This is a genomic window from Salegentibacter sp. 24, assembly GCF_004362395.1.
GTDB lineage: Bacteria > Bacteroidota > Bacteroidia > Flavobacteriales > Flavobacteriaceae > Salegentibacter.
Map to the genome: position 1 here is coordinate 37,114 of NZ_SNWE01000019.1, position 18,845 is coordinate 55,958.

Here is an 18,845-nt window from a genome sequence, read left to right on the forward strand (position 1 = left end):
TTATAAACCTAAGTTAAGTGTAAAAAACAGGCTTTGCACACCCGGATATCCAAGTCCAGTAAACCCTGTGGCATTCCCACCGGCACCGGCACTAAATGATTCGGGATCAAAACCATCCCAGGGGGTATACAGGATAATGTTATTGGCTGCTACGGAAACCCTGGCTGTTTTAAGGAAGGAAAGCGAGTTCAACACCTTTTCTCCAAAGTTATAAGCAAGGGAAATATTACGCAGCTTAATGAACGAGGCATCGTGTACGAAGTTCTCACTAACAGAACGATACGTATTTCTGTAGAAACCTGCGCCATAATCCCTGCCATCAGGACCAACTCCCTGGCCTAACCAAACCTCCTGGGTGTTAGGGGATCCATCTGCAAGCACCCCATCAAAAACTCGAGTTTCATTTCTATTCAACGTATATTCTGCAATACCAAAGGCAGAAAAGAAATTATCGTACTGGCTATACTGCTCAACCCCGGTTCTGAAATCTATTAGGAAAGAAAAATCAAAATTCTTATAAGAGAAATCATTGGTTAAACCTCCAATCCACTTCGGAGTACTATTCCCTAGGATTAATTGTTCTCCATTTCTAACAGGAAAACCATCCTCCCCAATAACAATAGGCAGATCCTCGTTTAAGAACAGGCTACTCTCATCTGCACCAAAACGCTCATAACTGCTCCCGAAAATATTACCGTAAGCCTCTCCCTCAATAAGTTGCATCGTAACGGTACTCCCGGCATATCCGTATTGACTTCCTACCTGGATTTGTTCAATACCCTCTCGAATACTGACCACCTCATTTTGATTGTAGGCTGCATTTAAAGTAATGTTCCAGGTGAAATCTTCCGTCCTGACAGGATTTCCACGTATAATGAATTCTACCCCCTGGTTTTCGATTTCTCCCGCATTGGTAATAAAAGTAGAGAAGCCTGAAGATTCTGAAACGGGAACGGGAATAATTTGGTCCTTACTATTTGATTTATACCAGGTAAAATCAATGCCGAATCGGTTTTCAAAAAATCTAAGATCGGTACCTATTTCAATAGAAGTCGTTCTTTCTGGTTTTAAGCCCAGGTCTCCAAATTGACTAAACCTGGTAAAACCAACTTCTCCGCCAAGTGGGTAAATTGCTGGAGAGGTATAGGTTTGACCTATTCTGTAGGGGTCCGTATCTTTACCAACTTCCGCATAAGAAACTCTAAGTTTACCGTAAGTAAGTACTTCTGGCATTTCAAAAGCTTCGGTGAAAGCAAATCCTAAGTTAATCGATGGATAGAAGAAGGAATTATTGCCTTTTGGCAAGGTGGAAGTCCAGTCATTTCTCCCGGTGATATTGAGAAATAACATATCATCGTAATCCACCATAAGATCCCCATACAATCCTATCAACCTTTTTTTACGTTTATCCTGCGAGGTAGAGATCTGACTTGCGTAGCTAAGATCATAAAACTGAGGAATTACAAAATTTTCCCCGGTAGCCTCAACAAGTTCATAATCTCTTTCAAAAATATCATTCCCTACACGTAAGGTCGTATTCCATTTTTCATCCCATTGTTTTTTTAGGGTAATAAAAAGGTTGGAGTTAATATCCCTGCTTTCTATTCTGGTTTCTGTTATAAAACCTTCTGAACTTAAAGGAACTTCTCCCTCTATCCCTAATGGACCCGGAGTAATTTCAGTACGGGAATCCGTATAAAAATCCGTTCCGATTAAATAATTCACATCCAGCCAATCCGATGGGCTATAGGTGAATTTCATGTTCCCTATAATTCGGTTAACCTCATCTTCAAAGGTGCTAAAGCGGGCATCATAAATTGGATTGGTATTGGTTCCAATACTCTTCATGGTGCCGTCTTCATTGATGTAATCGTTAATATCCTGCATAGGCGTATTATAAATCATACGTTCCATAAACCTATCGTGGGGCACACGATTTCCCCCGGATATGGTATAGTTCATGTTTCCGGCAACCCTAAATTTATCATTAAATTTCAGGGTTCCGTTAAACCTGGCCGAGGTCCGCCCCCAGTTGCTAAATGGAATAATCCCTTCCTGGTCCAGGTTGTTAAGAGAAGCATAGAAAGTAGCCATCTCGTTCCCACCCGATATACTAAAGGAGTTATCAATTTGAACACCCGTTCTCATGGCATCTCTCCAAATGTCATTTATTTCAGCATCGGGATCGATTTCTCTAATTTCGTCTATTGAAGGACCCCAGTTTGGCCAAAAGGAATTAGGATCATAAACGCCACCGAATCCCTGTCCGTATACCTCCTGAATTTCAGGATACTGATTTACCTCTTCGAAACCAATGGTACTATTGATACTAATGCGCACATCTCCCGCCTTACCCTTTTTTGTGGTAATTATCACGGCCCCGTTGGCAGCTCGAACTCCATAAAGCGCTGTTGCTGCCGCACCTTTTAGAATGCTCATAGATTCTATATCGTTGGGGTTAATATCGGCAGCCCGGTTGGACAATCCACGAGGGGTACCACTACTTTCTATAGTGGAATTATCCACCGGCACCCCATCTATTACAAATAAAGGCTGGTTGTCGGCATTAGGATCCAGGGAGTTTACACCCCGAATAACAATCCTGGCACTTTGGCCCGGAGCACCTCCCGAATTTGTAATTTGAACACCTGCAGTTTGCCCCTGGAGTGCGTTTACAATATTGGGCTGATTGGTTTTGGTGATATCCTCGCCCTGGATTTCCTGCACGGCATAACCCAGTGCTTTTTTCTCCCTTTCGATACCAAGAGAAGTCACTACAACTTCATCAAGACCTTCAAGATCTTCACTCATCGTGACATTGATCACGCTGCGCCCATTTACCGGCACCTCCTGCTTTTGAAAGCCAATCGATGAAAATACCAGGACAGCATCTTCATCTACATCAATAGCGTAGTTACCCTCCATATCGGTAACAGTACCATTGTTGGTTCCTTTTACAAGCACGGTCACTCCCGGCAGGGTCATACCATCGCTTGCCCCGGTAACCGTACCGGTGACTTCTCTTTGCTGCGCGAACATTCCGGTAATCTGGAAAAATGCCAGCAAGGCCATAATTGAAATTTTGTTTTTCATTCCTTTTGTGTTAAAGTTTTCTGAATTATAAATTAAATATACCTAAAAGCACAAGACCTGAGCAAATTTGTTGATTTAAAAATTAAACTTTTATTAACTTCTTAAATATTAATTTAACTTTGTGCTAATTTTTTAAAAATCCGCAAACCTGTTTAAAATTATATAATGCCGAATATTTTATCTGCAATCAAAAGTTCCTTAAAAAGCATTAGCTTTTTTTTACTCATCATTTTACTTGGAGGCTGTTCCACAAGTCGAAAAATAAGTAAGCCTCTGGATGAAATTTTTAAGGAATCGCCGGTCTTTAGGCAGGGATTTGCTGGCTTTATAGTAATTGATCCCAAGGCAAACAAAACCCTTTATAGCCATAATGCAGACAAATATTTCACCCCAGCCTCCAATACCAAGTTATTTAGCTTTTTTACAGGCTTAAAAATTTTAGGAGATTCCATTGCTGCACTTCAATACCAGCTCCAAAACGATACGCTCTATTTTCAGGCTACCGGGGACCCATCTTTTTTAAATCAAAATTTACCCGATTCAAGGGTTTTTGAATTTCTAAAAAACAAGGGGGAACAGCTCGCTTATGTGACTCCCTCCTATACCGAAAAACACCAGGGACCCGGCTGGGCATGGGACGATTATAACGCCTATTATTCAGCGGAACGCACTGCTTTTCCCATTTATGGAAATATGGTAACTTTTGATTTTAAAGAAAATAAAGAAAGCCCTGTAGTTTCTCCTGAAATTTTTAAAGATTCCCTGGTAAATGAAAAGGACAGTTTAGGTTCATCAAGGATCAGGCGCGATATCGCTAAAAATAGCTTTAAATTCAGCAACCAGAACATGGAAGCAGATTTCCAACAGGCTGTACCCTTTAAATATTCCCCCGAGATGCTCGTCGAACTTTTAAAGGATACCCTTGAGAGGCCAGTGCATCTTGTTAAGCATTCGGAGATCAACCTGGACCTGGATCACACCTTATATAGTATACCAAGTGACAGCCTTTACAAGAGAATGCTCAAGGTGAGCGATAATTTTATAGCTGAACAAATTTTGCTGATGGCCGCAAATAAAATTGCGGATACCTTAAAATCTGATATCGCCATAGATTATATGAAAGAAAATTATTTAAAAGACCTACCCGATGAACCCATGTGGTATGATGGCTCCGGATTATCGCGCTACAATCTTTTTACACCCCGAAGTATGGTTAAACTGCTGCAGAAGATCAAAGCCGATGTGCCCCGGGAAAAATTACTGGATATGCTGCCTTCCGGGGGACATTCCGGGACTATAAAAAATTATTACAAAGCAGCTGAACCGTATGTTTTTGCCAAAACCGGGACTTTAAAAAACAATCACAGCCTGAGCGGATATTTAAAGACCAAAAGCGGAAAACTGCTTATTTTTAGTTTTATGAATAGTAATTACACCGTCCCTACCGCGGTTTTAAAGGCTGAAATGGAAAAAGTGCTCCTCCAGCTTCGTGATAATTACTAACTTTAATCTCTAAAATCACCTTAGATGCAACGTAGAAAATTCATTCAGAATATAGGAATAGGAAGCTTAGCTTTTCCCCTGGCAAACTTTACGGGAATTGATAAAATCACTCCTGGAAATAATGATGTTATTATTCCACAGGGATTAGAAAAGGGAGATACTATTGGGGTGGTTAGTCCTTCTAGCGCAATTTTTGAAACCCAGCCTTATGAAATTGCCAGGGAAAACCTGGAAGCGATGGGTTTAAAGGTGCAATTCGGGGAATTCGTAAAAAGTAGGTACGGCCACCTGGCAGGAACCGATAAGGAGCGTGCCCAGGAACTCAACAATATGTTTGGCAATGATGAGATCCAGGGAATTATGGCCCTTCGTGGAGGGTCCGGTGCTGCGAGGATTCTTGATAAACTAGATTATAAGATCATAAAAGAAAACCCCAAGATCTTTATAGGCTATAGCGATATCACCGCACTTCATTTAGCGATTTATGAAAAAACAGGGCTGGTAACATACCACGGGCCATTGGCGGTTTCCACCTGGAATTCTTTTAGTTTTGATCATTTTAGACGTTTGTTGTTCGAAAATGAAAAAATCACTTTTACCAATCCCAAGGATAAGGGCGATAACCTGGTGCAAATAGACAATAGGATAAGAACAATTCGTAGTGGTGAAGCTACCGGCAGGCTGGTTGGCGGAAATTTATCGGTACTAACTGGCATTATGGGCTCAGCATATTTCCCTTCAGATTGGGAAAATAACATCCTGTATCTAGAAGATGTGGGGGAACAAATCTATGCGGTAGACCGCATGATGAGTCAGTTGCAATTAGGCGGGGTGCTGGATAAAATCAAAGGATTTGTTTTTGGGAAATGCACCAGTTGTAATCCGGGGGGTTCAGGTTACGGCTCGTTAACGATGGAAGAAGTGATTGATCATTACATAAGGCCGTTAAATATCCCTGCATTTTCCGGAGCTATGATTGGCCATATTGATGATAATATTACCATTCCTAATGGGTTGAAAGCCAAGATAAACGCTACCAAAGGTAGTATCGAACTCCTGGAAAACCCTGTAAAATAATTCCCCTATCAGAAAGTAAACTGGCTAAAAACCGGTAATTATTCGCAACAATTCTTATTTTTAAGGAAATTTGAAGCGTGGATAGAACACAAGAATTTGTAGCATACATTCGGGACGCTTATCAGCCCAAGGGCGATTTCATTCATTTGGGAGCTGCAATGCTCCAGGGAGAAACCTTTGCGGATGCCGCTGTAAAAATTCCTTTAAAAACTATGAACCGCCACGGCCTAATTGCAGGGGCGACGGGAACAGGAAAATCTAAAACGCTGCAAATTTTAGCTGAAAACCTTTCTCAAAAAGGCGTGCCTGTGCTACTTATGGATGTAAAAGGAGATCTCAGTGGGATCGCAAAACCATCTTCCGGAGAAGCATTTTTACACCAGCGTCATAAAAAACTGGGTTTCCCTTTTCAATCTTCGAATGCACCCGTTGAATTTCTTAGTATTTCAAAACAAGACGGGGTTCGGTTAAGAGCCACTGTTAGTGAATTCGGTCCCATTCTATTATCGCGAATTTTAGAGCTCACCTCAACCCAGGAAGGAATCCTGGCCATTATTTTTAAATATTGTGACGATCATAAGTTACCACTGCTGGACCTAAGGGACCTTAAAAAGATGCTCCAGTATGTTACCGGTGAAGGTCAAAAAACTGTAGAAAAGGAATACGGAAGAATTTCCAGCGCCTCGACCGGGGCTATTTTAAGAAAAATTGTTGCCCTCGAGCAGCAGGGGGCAGATGGTTTTTTTGGCGAACGCTCTTTTGAGGTAACCGATCTTACCCGGAAAGCCAAAAACGGCCAGGCCTATGTAAACATTCTGCGGCTTACCGATATTCAGGATAAACCAAAGTTGTTTTCTACTTTTATGCTGAGTCTATTGGCAGAAATTTACACGACTTTCCCCGAAGAAGGTGATCTCGACAAACCTAAACTTGTGATCTTTATTGACGAAGCACACCTTATTTTTAAGGAAGCTTCTGATGCTTTGCTTGATCAAATTGAAAGTATTGTAAAATTAATTCGGTCTAAGGGCGTTGGCCTTTATTTTGTTACCCAAAACCCTACCGATGTTCCTCCCCAAGTACTAAGCCAACTGGGATTAAAGATTCAACACGCCTTAAGGGCATTTACTGCAAATGATCGAAAAGCGATCAAATTATCAGCCGAAAACTATCCTATTTCTAAATATTACGATACCAAAAACGAACTTACCTCGTTAGGTATCGGTGAAGCCCTGGTTTCGGCATTGGATGAAAAAGGAAGGCCTGCTGCCCTGGCCGCTACCTTGTTAAGAGCGCCTATGAGCAGGATGGATATTTTAACCGATGCCGAGCTGGAAGAAATCATTATAAATTCTCAATTAAGGCCAAAATATAACCAGGCAATCGATCGGGAAAGCGCCTATGAACTTCTGAATAAAAAAATAGACCAGGCACAGGCCAGGGAGGCTAAAGCAAAAGCAGAAGCAGAAGCGTTAGAAAGAAAAAAGGCAGTTTCCCATTCCGGCCGCAACCCTGGAAAAACTCAAGCTGCGATTATCAAAGTACTCACCAGCGCTACTTTTATTCGTGGGGTGATGGGAGTGCTCAATAAACTATTAAAATAATAACTCATCAATATTCAATCTAAAAAATGAAAAAATCTTTGCTACTTATTCTAGGCTTAACACTGGGACTAACCTCTTGTCAGAAAGACCAGGACAATCCGTTTTTAATTACGGCCAGCCAGGTAGGGCCTGTTAACAGGGATATAAAGATCAACCAGTTAGACTCCTTATTCGCTGAAGACTCTATCGTAAAACAAAAAAGTGGGGCACAGGAATTTCTAGCCACAAACGAGATTAAAGTTTTTGAAAAAGGAGGAAAACACCTGATGACACTAGAACCGCTCCAGGAATTCGATTCTACCAGTACAATTGGACATATAAGAATCATTGATCCCAGGTTTAAAACAAAAGATGGTCTAAGTACCGCAAGTACTTTTAAAGATATTGTAGAAAATTATAATATCTCAAGAATAGAAAATACCCTAAACGCGGCCGTGGTTTTTCTTGATGAGATAAATGCTTACATCACTATTGACAAAGAAGAATTACCTGCGGATTTAAGATATGATACGGTATCAAAAATAAGGGCCTCACAAATTCCCGATGACGCCAAGTTCAAGTATTTTATGATCTACTGGAATTAAAAATCTTATGTTTTAGTCGATAAAAATGCATAAAATAAATTCTACTTCTTTAATATATGTTAATCCGGCACCAGAATTGAAATCTTTGGCTACCTTTATTTTCCAAACTAAATAATTTAATTATGATTAAAATCTTAGGAATTACCCTAACCCTTGGCGGTGCCATAGCACTGGTAATTGGAATTCTGGGAATTTTTGGAAGTATCGCCCTTATGCTAAGCCCCTGGGCGCTGTCTATAATTGGTTTCATTTTTTTTATATCCGGAATATCCCTTATAAAGAGAAGAAAAGATACCGAGGATATTGTAGCAGAGAAAAAGCTTTAAATACATCACTTATAATACAAAAAAGGTGCCCATTGCGAGGCACCTTTTTTTATGAACAGTAATATAAAAAAGAAAAAGAGATTGGTATTAATTAATCTACATTATCGTGTAGAAAGGAATTGTTTCTTCTAAAATGAAGTTCATCATTGTCATCTTTCCCTAAGGTAGTTCGGGATAATTTCCCTGCTCCTTTTTCGCTTTTATCCAAATCTACGCCCTGCCTTTTATATGCAGGTTGCTTTTCAATCTCCTCAATTTGAGCAGCATTACTTCTAAACTTGTAATTAAATTCTTTCATTTTTGCTCTACGCTCTGCAGCGCGCTCTATTAAAACTTCAGAAATTGGATTGTTAAATGGATCTTCCTCCTGGCTATCTTCCTGCTTTTTTTCAGAATGATCAGGTTCTGGTTTTAGCGTTTTCTTTTCAAAAGCAATGGTTTCGTCCTTTGGTTCTTCTTTCTTCTTGGCCTGGGGTTTTGACCTATCCAGAGATTGTTCGAATTCCATATAATCGTCCAGGCTGTAACGTTTAACCCCCCTGGTAGAACTTTCGGTTACCGGAATGATCTCCACAGGTTCGTTTACTTCGATATCTTTAGACTCATCTTCTTCAAGCTGATGTCTGACCTGCTGCTTTTGCTCCTGCCTGGGTTGTTGAGCTCTGGGCTGTTCCTGCTTAGGTTTTTCCGCTTGAGGTTCTTCTTTTTTTTCCTGATTTATAGGAAAATCAAAAGTGAACATTATTTGTTCGTCATCATCATTTTGAACCTCTTTAGGCTCATTTACTTCCATAGATCTTATTTCTTCTGAAGTATCGTTGATAATGAAATCATCAGGATTGATTTCTTCAAAAGAAACTTCCATATCTCTGGCCGATTCAGGCGTTCTGTATAATTCGTCCTCCTTGACCTGAATATTTCCTACCTCATCGACTTCCTCGACGCTATCATCCAAAGTATGTACAATGGTATTGTCTGGTTCCTCTGATTTTGGTTCTTCTTCTTTGGGCTCTTCAACCTGCTGATTAATTTGTGGGTAAAACCCCGTTTTCTTGGGATTTAACTTTTGCTCTGCTTTTTGATCATCCTCCAGGGTGTGGATAATCTTTTTGGTTTCGGTATTTACAATTTCGTTCTGTTGCTCAACGTTAAACCCCGTAGCGATGATAGTAACCGAGATCGCATCATCTAAAGCTTCGTCCTCACCAACACCCATAATAATATTGGCACTGTGCCCGGCCTCTGCCTGGATGTGGTCGTTGATCTCCCCTATTTCATCAATAGTGATTTCCTCGCCACCCGATACGATTAGCAGTAATACGTTTTGGGCGCCGGTAATCTTATTATCGTTCAATAAAGGAGAATCCAAAGCTTTGCTAATAGCATCCTGAGCCCTGCTGGCACCAGTCGCCTGTGCAGATCCCATAATTGCTGTTCCACTGTTGCTTAAGACTGTTTTGGCATCCCTAAGGTCAATATTTTGGGTATAGTGATGTGTAATTACTTCCGCAATACCCCTGGAAGCGGTAGCCAAAACCTCATCGGCCTTAGAGAAACCGGCTTTAAAGCCCAGGTTCCCATAAACTTCACGAAGCTTATTATTGTTGATTACAATCAGGGAATCAACGTGACTTCTTAGTTTTTCCACCCCAAGTTGAGCTTGCTCGTTCCTCATCTTCCCTTCAAACTGAAAAGGAATAGTCACGATTCCCACGGTAAGAATATCCATGTCCTTGGCCTGCTTGGCAATCACGGGAGCCGCTCCTGTACCGGTACCGCCACCCATACCTGCTGTGATAAATACCATTTTGGTATTTACATCAAGCATTTGTTTAATTTCATCAAAACTTTCCACGGCGGCCTGCTCTCCAATAAGTGGGTTCGCTCCGGCTCCCAGACCTTCTGTTAGGCTTACCCCTAACTGTATTTTATTGGGAACAGGACTATTATCCAGGGCTTGTGCATCGGTATTGCAAACCACGAAATCTACTCCTTTTATCCCTAACTGGAACATGTGGTTTATAGCATTGCTGCCTCCTCCACCTACACCAATAACTTTGATGACGTTCGATTGATTCTTTGGTAAATCGAATGCAATGTTGTCGAATTCTGTACTGCTCATAAATTCTGTTTTACTGGTTCTCTCTTTTACTCTGCGTTATCTAAAAAATCTTTAAACTTCTCAGCCCATTTATCAAAAATGCTCTTTTTAGGCTGTCGTTTGGGAGCTTCGGAATCCTGTTCAAATTCATCACCTTCCGGTGGGTTTTGTTCAAAATCTTTTTGCAATTCCGCCTCTTCCTTTTCTCTTTCTTCTTTGCTTTTCAGCACTACTTCCTCCTGAAATTTCTTTTCTCCGTGCTCCAGGCTATTCATAACCAAACCTACTGCGGTTGCATAAACCGGACTGGTTGTTTCGCTATCATTATTCCCTGCCAGGTGTTCGTTTGGATACCCAATTCTGGTATCCATTCCGGTGATATATTCCGCGAGTTGCTTCAAATGCTTCAACTGCGCACCGCCTCCGGTTAAAACCATTCCGGCAATTAATTTTTTCTTTTGTTCTTCGTGTCCGTAGTTTTTAATTTCCAGGTACACCTGTTCAATAATTTCTACAACCCGGGCATGAATGATTTTTGAAAGGTTCTTCAAGGTGATCTCCTTAGGTTCCCTTCCTCTTAGGCCGGGGATCGAAACAATCTCGTTGTCCTTATTTTCCCCCGGCCAGGCAGAACCGAATTTAATTTTCAGCAGTTCGGCCTGTTTCTCTATTATGGAACATCCTTCTTTAATGTCCTCGGTAATCACATTTCCTCCAAAAGGAATGACCGCGGTATGTCTGATAATCCCATCTTTAAAAATTGCCAGGTCTGTAGTTCCCCCTCCAATATCTATAAGGGCTACTCCGGCTTCCTTTTCTTCCTGGCTAAGTACCGCATTTGCCGAAGCCAATGGTTCCAAAGTCACTGCGGAAAGTTCCAACCCGGCGCTCTTGACACATCGACCAATATTTCTAATGGAAGAAACCTGGCCAACTACTACGTGGAAGTTGGCTTCGAGTCTTCCGCCATACATCCCGATAGGTTCCTTTATTTCCGCCTGCCCGTCTACCTTAAATTCCTGTGGCAATACGTGAATAATTTCCTCGCCCGGTAACATCACTAGTTTGTGAACCTGGTTGCAAAGGCTATGAATATCATCGGCATCAATAACCTCCTCGGGGTTTGTCCTGGTAATGTAATCACTGTGTTGCAGGCTTCTTATATGCTGGCCGGCAATACCAACCACTACATCACGTATTTTTAATCCAGAATCTGCTTCTGCTTCCTGAATAGCCTGTTGTATGGATTGAATAGTTTGGGTAATATTATTTACCACCCCACGGTGAACACCAAGGCTTTTGGATTTTCCAATACCTACGATCTCCACCTTTCCATATTCATTCTTACGTCCGATCATGGCCACAATTTTTGTGGTTCCAATATCTAATCCTACGGCTATGTCGCTGTGTTCCATAATTTACTTTTTAGTGCAAACAACCTGATCTCCAAATTGTAAATTCACTTTTTTGTAGGTCCCTAATTTTTTATCTTGTAAAGCTTTTTTATAAAATGCTTTAAAATTATTGAACTTCAATGCTATGTTCTGGGCTTTGCCGAAATACACAGAAAAGTTTAGTTTTCTCATTTCCAATTCAAATTTATCGCCAGGCAAACGTTTAACGCCGGTTATATGCCTGGTCAGGAATCGATCCTTCTGAATATAATCTACCAGCGAATAGGCGGTATCCACATTGCTGGAATCTACTCCGACAATTAAAGGTACCCGAGCGGAATAATACGGGGAAAGTGGCATTACACGACCATTCCTGTCCAAATAAAAGGAAGAATTTCCCACTATCCTGCCAATGGGTTTACGCTGATTTATTTTAGTTTGGAGCTTGCCATCCAGACTTAAAAAAACTTCAGCATTTTCTATCATATCATGATCGTTCAACAGGTTCTCTACCCTATTCAAATCTAAAATTTCTTTATCTATACCCGAGGTGGTCACTCCATTTTGTATCAACAAGTTATTAACCGCTTCCTCAGTAACATAGAGATTCTCACCAACTATAAATTCCACCTTTACTTCATTAACTTTTCGAGCCTCATTGCGCTTTTTTGCAAACCCGAATAAAAAGCCCACCATAATGAGTAATAAAGGCAATTTTATGTAATTCAATTTAAGCTTCATCCTGCAGCGCGTTTTTTATAGATTCTACTTCTTCTCCTATACTACCGGCCCCCATAAGCACCACCACTTCAGGATTTGATCTTTTAATCTCCTCGATAATATTTTCTATTTGAATTAATTTCTTTGGGCTACTAGGGACTTTATCCAAAAGCCAACTGGAAGTAACGCCTTCCATCGGTAATTCCCGTGCCGGATAAATATCCAATAATAACAGCTCATCAAACAAAGCAAGGCTTTGTCCGAAATCATCAGCAAAGTCTCTGGTTCTGCTAAACAAATGTGGCTGAAAAACGGCCAGTACTTTCTTACCCGGGTGCATTTCCCGAATCGCCTGGTTCACTGCGGCAATCTCTGCCGGATGATGGGCATAATCGTCTATAAGCACGAGCTTTTCAGATCTTATTTTATATGAAAATCTTCGTTTAACACCCTTAAAACTATATAACGCCCTGGCCAGCTTGGGGATTGGGGATCCATATTGGATAGCCATCGCCAGGGCGGTTATAGCATTTAGCAAATTGTGTTTGCCGGGTAGATTAAACTTTAAATTTTCTATAACTCCCGCGGGGGTTATAAGATCAAAATGATAGCTACCATTTTCAATCTTTATATTTCGAGCCGAATAATCAGCTTGATCTTCTATTCCAAGGGTGATTCCCTCCAGGGCTAATCCATTTTTCACGAATAAAGTTCCATTTTCTGGTACCAGCCGGGCAAATTGCCTGAAGGTATGTTCCAACTCTTCCTTTTTACCATATATATCCAAATGGTCAGTATCCATCGAGGTGATCGCAGCAATATTTGGGGAAAGATGAAGAAAAGACCTATCAAATTCGTCAGCTTCAACTACAATGACCTCATCACCTTCCAGGATTAAATTGCTTTGGATATCTTCACTGATCCCCCCTAAAAATCCGGTAACTTTTGCGCCGGTTTCTTTAAGTAAATGGCCTAAAATTGCCGTGGTGGTGGTCTTGCCGTGAGTCCCTGCCACGGCCAGGGTGAATTTCCCCTTAGAGATCAACCCAAGTACTGCAGCTCTTTTCTTTAGCTCAAATTCTTGGGCTTTGAAATAAGCCAGTTGCTGGTGCTCCCCTGGGACTGCCGGAGTATAAACGACCAGTGTATGCTCCTTATCGGTAAATTTTGAAGGAACCGAGTTCATTTGCTCATCATAAACCACAACAATATCTTCGGCTTCCAGTGTCCTGGTAAGCGAAGTTGAAGTCTTATCGTAACCGGCCACATTTTTTCCCTGAAATTTAAAATAACGTGCCAGGGCACTCATTCCAATACCGCCAATGCCGATAAAATAAATGTTTTCTATATGGTTTAAATCCTGCATGTTATTTTCTGCTTCTGAATTTATTTTCAGAATAAATTTTATTTAATCAATTTCTCTACTTCGTCCACAATCCTGGATGTTGCATTTGGCAAAGCAAGTTTTTTAATATTTTCCCCTAGCTGTTTCTGTCTATGCTCAGAGGCCATTAAAGCGAAAAATTCGGTTTCAAATTTTTCTTCCAGCTCATTTTCTTTCAACATCATCGCCGCATTTCTCCTTACTACTGCCATCGCATTTTTGGCCTGGTGGTCTTCTGCTACATTTGGCGAAGGCACAAAAAGTACCGGTTTCCCTACAATACTTAATTCAGAAACCGTACCGGCACCTGCCCTGGATATAATCACATCGGCAGCGCCATAAGCCAGGTTCATTTCATTTAGAAATAAATGCGTTTGTACCAGGCCTGCATTGTATTTCTTATATTCTTCGTAATACAACTTACCTGTTTGCCAGATAAGCTGAATATCTTCTTTTATAAATCTTTCCAAATTGGCTTCTACCAATTGATTAATTCTTCTGGCTCCAAGGCTTCCCCCCAAAACTAGCACCACCTTCTTGTCCTTTTCAAGGCCGAAGTGCGCCAGAGCTTTTGTTTTATTTGCATCAATTTTCAATAAATCCTCTCGCACCGGGTTACCCGTAATCACCGTTCTTTCAGCAGGGAAAAATCGTTTGACTTCCTCGTAAGCGGCACAAATCTTATCGGCCTGCTTGGCCAGTAATTTGTTGGTAATTCCCGGAAAAGAATTCTGCTCCTGGATAAGGCTCGGAATTCCTTTAGAACTGGCCACTTTTAACAAAGCTCCGCTGGCAAAACCCCCGGTGCCAATAACCACATCAGGCTTGAATTCCCTGATTATTCTTCGGGATTTCGCCAAACTACTCAGTAGTTTAAAAGGAAACAAGAAATTACTCAGGCTTAACTTTCGCTGTATTCCGCTGATCCAAAGACCTTCTATTTTGTACCCTGCCTCTGGAACTTTCTCCATCTCCATCCTGTCACTGGCACCTACAAACAATATTTTTGCTTCCGGATAACGCGCTTTTATCTCATTGGCAATAGCTATGGCCGGGTAAATATGCCCGCCGGTGCCACCTCCAGATAATATTACACGTAAATCCTTTTTCACTGGTTCTAAATTTTAATCTTAATCTTTTATTCATCCCAGGGATATCACATATCCCTTCTTTTAAATCGCTTCACTTAATATATCCAAGGGGTTTTCGTTATCCAACTCCTTTTCAGCTTCTTCGCGCTCCTTCATTTCCTCACGTTTGGCACTTACGCTTAAAATAATTCCAAGTGCCGCACAGGTCATCCAAATAGAGGTTCCCCCACTGCTTATCAAAGGCAAAGTTTGTCCGGTGACCGGAAACAACTCTACAGCTACACCCATATTGATCAAAGCCTGGAAGATTATCGGTAAACCAACTCCCATAACCAGCAGTTTTCCGAAAACCGTATTGGCTTTAGTGGCCACGATTACGATTCTAAATAACAGTAATAAATACGCTGCCATGACTCCAAAGGCTCCAATTAACCCCATTTCCTCAACAATAATCGCATAGATAAAATCCGATGAAGATTGCGGTAAGAAATTTCGCTGAACACTTTTACCAATTCCCGTTCCGGCAACACCCCCTGTGGCTATCGCAATTTTTGCCTTTTCAATCTGATAATCGGCCTCGGTATCTTCCTCATTGGAAAAACTCTCGATCCTACTTGCCCAGGTATCCACACGGTTGGGCAGAAGGCCTGGAAAGGCTTTGGCCGTTATGATAAACATCGTTAGCAAAAGCAATCCTGCAGCAACGATAATTCCGAGGTATTTCACGGGATATCCCCCTAAAAACATCAGCACCAGCACCATAGAAAATATAATGGCCGTTGTGGAGAAATTGGCCGGCAAAATTAATAATAATACTACTCCCACAGGCATCCAAAGCGGTAAAATTGACTCCTTAAATGTGAGGGTGTCATTGGTCTTTTTTGATAAGTAACGTGCTACATAAATCATCAGGACTACCGATGCCAGGGTAGATGACTGAAACGAAACCCCTAAGCCGGGAATCTGAATCCATCTACTGGCATAGGCACCGTCAATCATAGTGCCCTGGGCAACGGTATAAATTAACAATACGATGATAACCGGTAGAAATAAAATGGATAATCCCCTGAAATAGTGGTAGGGAATTTTATGGACAGCAAAGAGCAAACAAAAACCTAAAAGCAGATGGAAGAAATGCACCACCAAATACTGGAAGGTACTACCATCTCCATATAAATACGCAAGGTTACTACTGGCGCTATAGACTGGCAAAAATGAAAATATTGCCAACAACGCTGCCGTAGCCCAGATAACCTTATCGCCTTTAAGATTTGAAAAAATGCTGCTCATTTAATTATTAATAATATTTTCTGATTACTGGTATTTATAATCGCTAAGGCTCAATTTTAAAGATTTCGAATAGCATCTTTAAACTGGCGCCCCCTGTCTTCGTAATTTTCAAAAAGATCAAAACTCGCACAAGCCGGTGAAAGCAATACCGAGTCTCCTTTTTCCGCCAGGCTGTAGGCCATTCTTACCGCTTCCTTCATGGATTGTGTCTCTACAATAGTATCCACACAGTTCCCGAAGTTTTGTATCAACTTTTGGTTGTCTATTCCAAGGCAAATGATCACCTTTACTTTTTCGTTTACCAGTGGCAAAAGGTCGTCATAGACATTTCCCTTATCCACACCTCCAACGATCCAAACGGTTTCGCTTTTCATACTCTCCAGGGCATAAAAAGTAGCGTTCACATTGGTCGCCTTAGAATCGTTTATGTATTGGACATTATTGATCTTCAGCACCTTTTCCAGACGGTGTTCCACTCCCTGGAAACTCTCCATACTCTCCCGTATGGTTTCTTTTCTGATTCGTAATAGCTGAGAAACAGTGGCCGCAGCCATAGCATTTTTAGTATTGTGCTTACCCTGCAAACCTAGTTTTGTTGTTGGCATCTTAAATCGGTTGTTTTTTATATTAACAATAATATTCTCGTTTTCTATATAAGCACCGTTCTCCACTTTTTGCGCCAGGGAAAACGGTAATCTTTGCGCTTTAACAGGATTTTTCTCAATCCATTTGGTGATGATTTCATCGTCCAAATCATAAATGAAAAAATCCTCTTCAGTTTGATTTTCCGCAATTCTGAACTTTGAAAAAACGTAATTCTCAAGCTTGTGTTCATACCGGTCCAAATGATCGGGTGTGATATTGGTCAACACCGAGATATCCGGCCTAAAATCCTTTATTCCATCCAACTGGAAACTGCTTAATTCCAGGACAAACCAGTCGGGCTTGGTTTGGGCGACTTGTTTTGCAAAACTATCTCCTACATTCCCGGCCATTCCTACTTTTATGCCCGCATTCTTTAAAATGTGGTACACAAATTTGGTAGTGGTGGTTTTCCCGTTGCTCCCCGTTATTCCGATAATTTTTGCTGAAGTAAAACCCCAGGCAAATTCTATTTCTGAAATAACCGGAATCCCCTTTTCCTGAAGTTGCTTTACAATAGCCACGGATTCTGGAATCCCCGGACTTTTCATCACCACATCAGCCTCTAAAATTTTAGCCTGCGTATGGGTTTCTTCTTCCCAATCGATTTGCAATTGCTGGAAAACCGATTTGTATTTGTCCTTTATTTTTCCTTTATCTGAAACAAAAACCTCAAAACCTTCCTTTAGGCCCAAAATAGCAGCTCCTGCACCGCTTTCTCCGCCGCCAAGGATCACCAGTTTTCTACCGGAATTGTTGTTATTTTGAGCTTTAGTTTTCAATATTTTTTATCTTATTTTCAGCGTTATTATAGTGACAATGGCCAGGAAAATTCCTATGATCCAGAAACGCACTACTATTTTACTTTCGTGGTAACCTCTTTTCTGATAATGATGGTGTAAGGGAGACATCAGAAAAATCCTTCGGCCCTCCCCATATTTCCGCTTGGTGATTTTAAACCAACTCACCTGTAAGACCACCGATAGGTTCTCCATTAAAAAAATTCCACATAAAATAGGAATCAGTAATTCCTTTCGGGTAGCGATTGCGAGCACGGCGATAATTCCGCCAATAGTTAGACTTCCCGTATCCCCCATAAAAACCTGGGCGGGATAGGTATTATACCATAAGAATCCAACCAAAGCACCTGCAAAAGCCCCTATAAAAATCGTCATCTCCCCCGATCTTGGGATATACATAATATTGAGGTAGTCTGAAAAAATTATGTTCCCCGAAACCCAGGCAAAAATCCCCAGGGTAAGCACAATTATTGCCGAAGATCCTGCGGCAAGGCCATCTATTCCATCGGTTAAATTAGCTCCATTAGATACCGCGGTGACGATAAAAATCACTATTGGGATAAAAATAAGCCAGGCATAATCTTTTAAGCCAGGGTTTATCCAGCTGATCAAAACCGAATAATCGAATTCATTATTCTTTACAAAGGGAATGGTAGTGGTCGTGCTTTTGGTCTCAGGCCCCATTTCCCTTATTTTTTGAAAACTATCTACCAGCTCTTGCTGCGCAGGGGCTGGTTCATTAGTTTCCTCCTTTACGGTAACTCCCGGATGAAAAAACAAGGTCCCTCCTACAATAAGTCCCAGGCCCACCTGGCCTAAAACCTTAAATTTTCCTTTCAGGCCTTCTTTGTCCTTTTTAAAGGTTTTAATGTAATCGTCTATAAAACCAATAGCTCCCATCCATAGGGTAGTTACTATGAGCAATAGCACGTAAATATTTTCAAGTTTAGCGAAAAGCAAAACCGGAATTAAGGTGGCAAAAATGATGATGAGCCCTCCCATGGTCGGAGTTCCCGCTTTTTCACTTTGTCCTCTAAGGCCCAGGTCACGAACGCTTTCACCCACTTGTTGGCTTAGAAGGTAATTGATGATCCTTTTTCCGTAAATGGTGGAGATTGCAAGGGAAAGGATAATGGCCATAGCCGTTCTAAATGAGATATACTCAAATAACCGGGCCCCGGGCACCTGGTATTCTGCATCTAGATATTGAAATAAATAATATAGCATATTCTCTTG

At 41.1% G+C, this 18,845-nt stretch carries 14 protein-coding genes; 5 read left to right on the plus strand and 9 right to left on the minus strand.

What is annotated here, in order from left to right:
* Nucleotides 1-3,093, minus strand: coding sequence for a SusC/RagA family TonB-linked outer membrane protein (locus DET49_RS13540; protein ID WP_133548609.1), 3,093 nt, complete (start codon nucleotides 3,091-3,093; stop codon nucleotides 1-3).
* A 165-nt stretch (nucleotides 3,094-3,258) separates the two neighbouring features.
* Here DET49_RS13540 and dacB point away from each other — a divergent pair, with 165 nt between their 5' ends.
* From dacB to DET49_RS13565, 5 genes are all read left to right on the plus strand, one after another.
* Nucleotides 3,259-4,596 carry a D-alanyl-D-alanine carboxypeptidase/D-alanyl-D-alanine-endopeptidase gene (gene dacB / locus DET49_RS13545; protein ID WP_133548610.1) on the plus strand — a complete coding sequence of 446 codons (1,338 nt, stop codon included), beginning with the start codon at nucleotides 3,259-3,261 and terminating at the stop codon, nucleotides 4,594-4,596.
* Nucleotides 4,597-4,620: 24 nt separating this feature from the next.
* Nucleotides 4,621-5,673, plus strand: coding sequence for an LD-carboxypeptidase (locus DET49_RS13550; RefSeq protein WP_133548611.1), 1,053 nt, complete (start codon nucleotides 4,621-4,623; stop codon nucleotides 5,671-5,673).
* Nucleotides 5,674-5,750: 77 nt separating this feature from the next.
* Nucleotides 5,751-7,277: a helicase HerA-like domain-containing protein gene (locus DET49_RS13555; RefSeq protein ID WP_133548612.1), complete on the plus strand. Its 1,527-nt coding sequence runs from the start codon at nucleotides 5,751-5,753 to the stop codon at nucleotides 7,275-7,277.
* Nucleotides 7,278-7,303: 26 nt separating this feature from the next.
* Nucleotides 7,304-7,861: a hypothetical protein gene (locus DET49_RS13560; protein WP_133548613.1), complete on the plus strand. Its 558-nt coding sequence runs from the start codon at nucleotides 7,304-7,306 to the stop codon at nucleotides 7,859-7,861.
* A gap of 122 nt (nucleotides 7,862-7,983) precedes the next feature.
* The gene (locus DET49_RS13565) at nucleotides 7,984-8,187 is read left to right on the plus strand and encodes a hypothetical protein (RefSeq protein ID WP_133548614.1); all 204 of its coding nucleotides are present in this window, start codon (nucleotides 7,984-7,986) and stop codon (nucleotides 8,185-8,187) included.
* 91 nt (nucleotides 8,188-8,278) lie between these two features.
* Here DET49_RS13565 and ftsZ read toward each other — a convergent pair whose 3' ends face one another.
* Genes ftsZ through mraY form a run of 8 tightly spaced genes read right to left on the minus strand, consistent with a single transcriptional unit; the run spans nucleotide 8,279 to nucleotide 18,836 of the window.
* A complete protein-coding gene (gene ftsZ / locus DET49_RS13570; protein ID WP_133548615.1) occupies nucleotides 8,279-10,309 on the minus strand; it encodes a cell division protein FtsZ in 2,031 nt (676 codons plus the stop codon).
* Between the two features lie 26 nt (nucleotides 10,310-10,335).
* A complete protein-coding gene (gene ftsA / locus DET49_RS13575; protein WP_133548616.1) occupies nucleotides 10,336-11,703 on the minus strand; it encodes a cell division protein FtsA in 1,368 nt (455 codons plus the stop codon).
* 3 nt (nucleotides 11,704-11,706) lie between these two features.
* Nucleotides 11,707-12,423, minus strand: coding sequence for a cell division protein FtsQ/DivIB (locus DET49_RS13580; RefSeq protein ID WP_133548617.1), 717 nt, complete (start codon nucleotides 12,421-12,423; stop codon nucleotides 11,707-11,709).
* Nucleotides 12,413-13,768: a UDP-N-acetylmuramate--L-alanine ligase gene (gene murC, locus DET49_RS13585; protein WP_133548618.1), complete on the minus strand. Its 1,356-nt coding sequence runs from the start codon at nucleotides 13,766-13,768 to the stop codon at nucleotides 12,413-12,415. Before murC ends, DET49_RS13580 begins: the two co-directional genes overlap by 11 nt.
* A 38-nt stretch (nucleotides 13,769-13,806) precedes the next feature.
* On the minus strand, nucleotides 13,807-14,898 hold the full coding sequence (gene murG / locus DET49_RS13590; RefSeq protein WP_133548619.1) for an undecaprenyldiphospho-muramoylpentapeptide beta-N-acetylglucosaminyltransferase: 1,092 nt from the start codon (nucleotides 14,896-14,898) through the stop codon (nucleotides 13,807-13,809).
* A 60-nt stretch (nucleotides 14,899-14,958) separates the two neighbouring features.
* The gene (locus tag DET49_RS13595; RefSeq protein WP_133548620.1) at nucleotides 14,959-16,167 is read right to left on the minus strand and encodes an FtsW/RodA/SpoVE family cell cycle protein; all 1,209 of its coding nucleotides are present in this window, start codon (nucleotides 16,165-16,167) and stop codon (nucleotides 14,959-14,961) included.
* A gap of 56 nt (nucleotides 16,168-16,223) precedes the next feature.
* Complete coding sequence (gene murD, locus DET49_RS13600) at nucleotides 16,224-17,591, minus strand: UDP-N-acetylmuramoyl-L-alanine--D-glutamate ligase (protein WP_133548621.1); 1,368 nt, start codon at nucleotides 17,589-17,591, stop codon at nucleotides 16,224-16,226.
* Between the two features lie 6 nt (nucleotides 17,592-17,597).
* Nucleotides 17,598-18,836 carry a phospho-N-acetylmuramoyl-pentapeptide-transferase gene (gene mraY / locus DET49_RS13605; protein WP_133548622.1) on the minus strand — a complete coding sequence of 413 codons (1,239 nt, stop codon included), beginning with the start codon at nucleotides 18,834-18,836 and terminating at the stop codon, nucleotides 17,598-17,600.
* Between the last annotated feature and the right edge of the window lie 9 nt (nucleotides 18,837-18,845).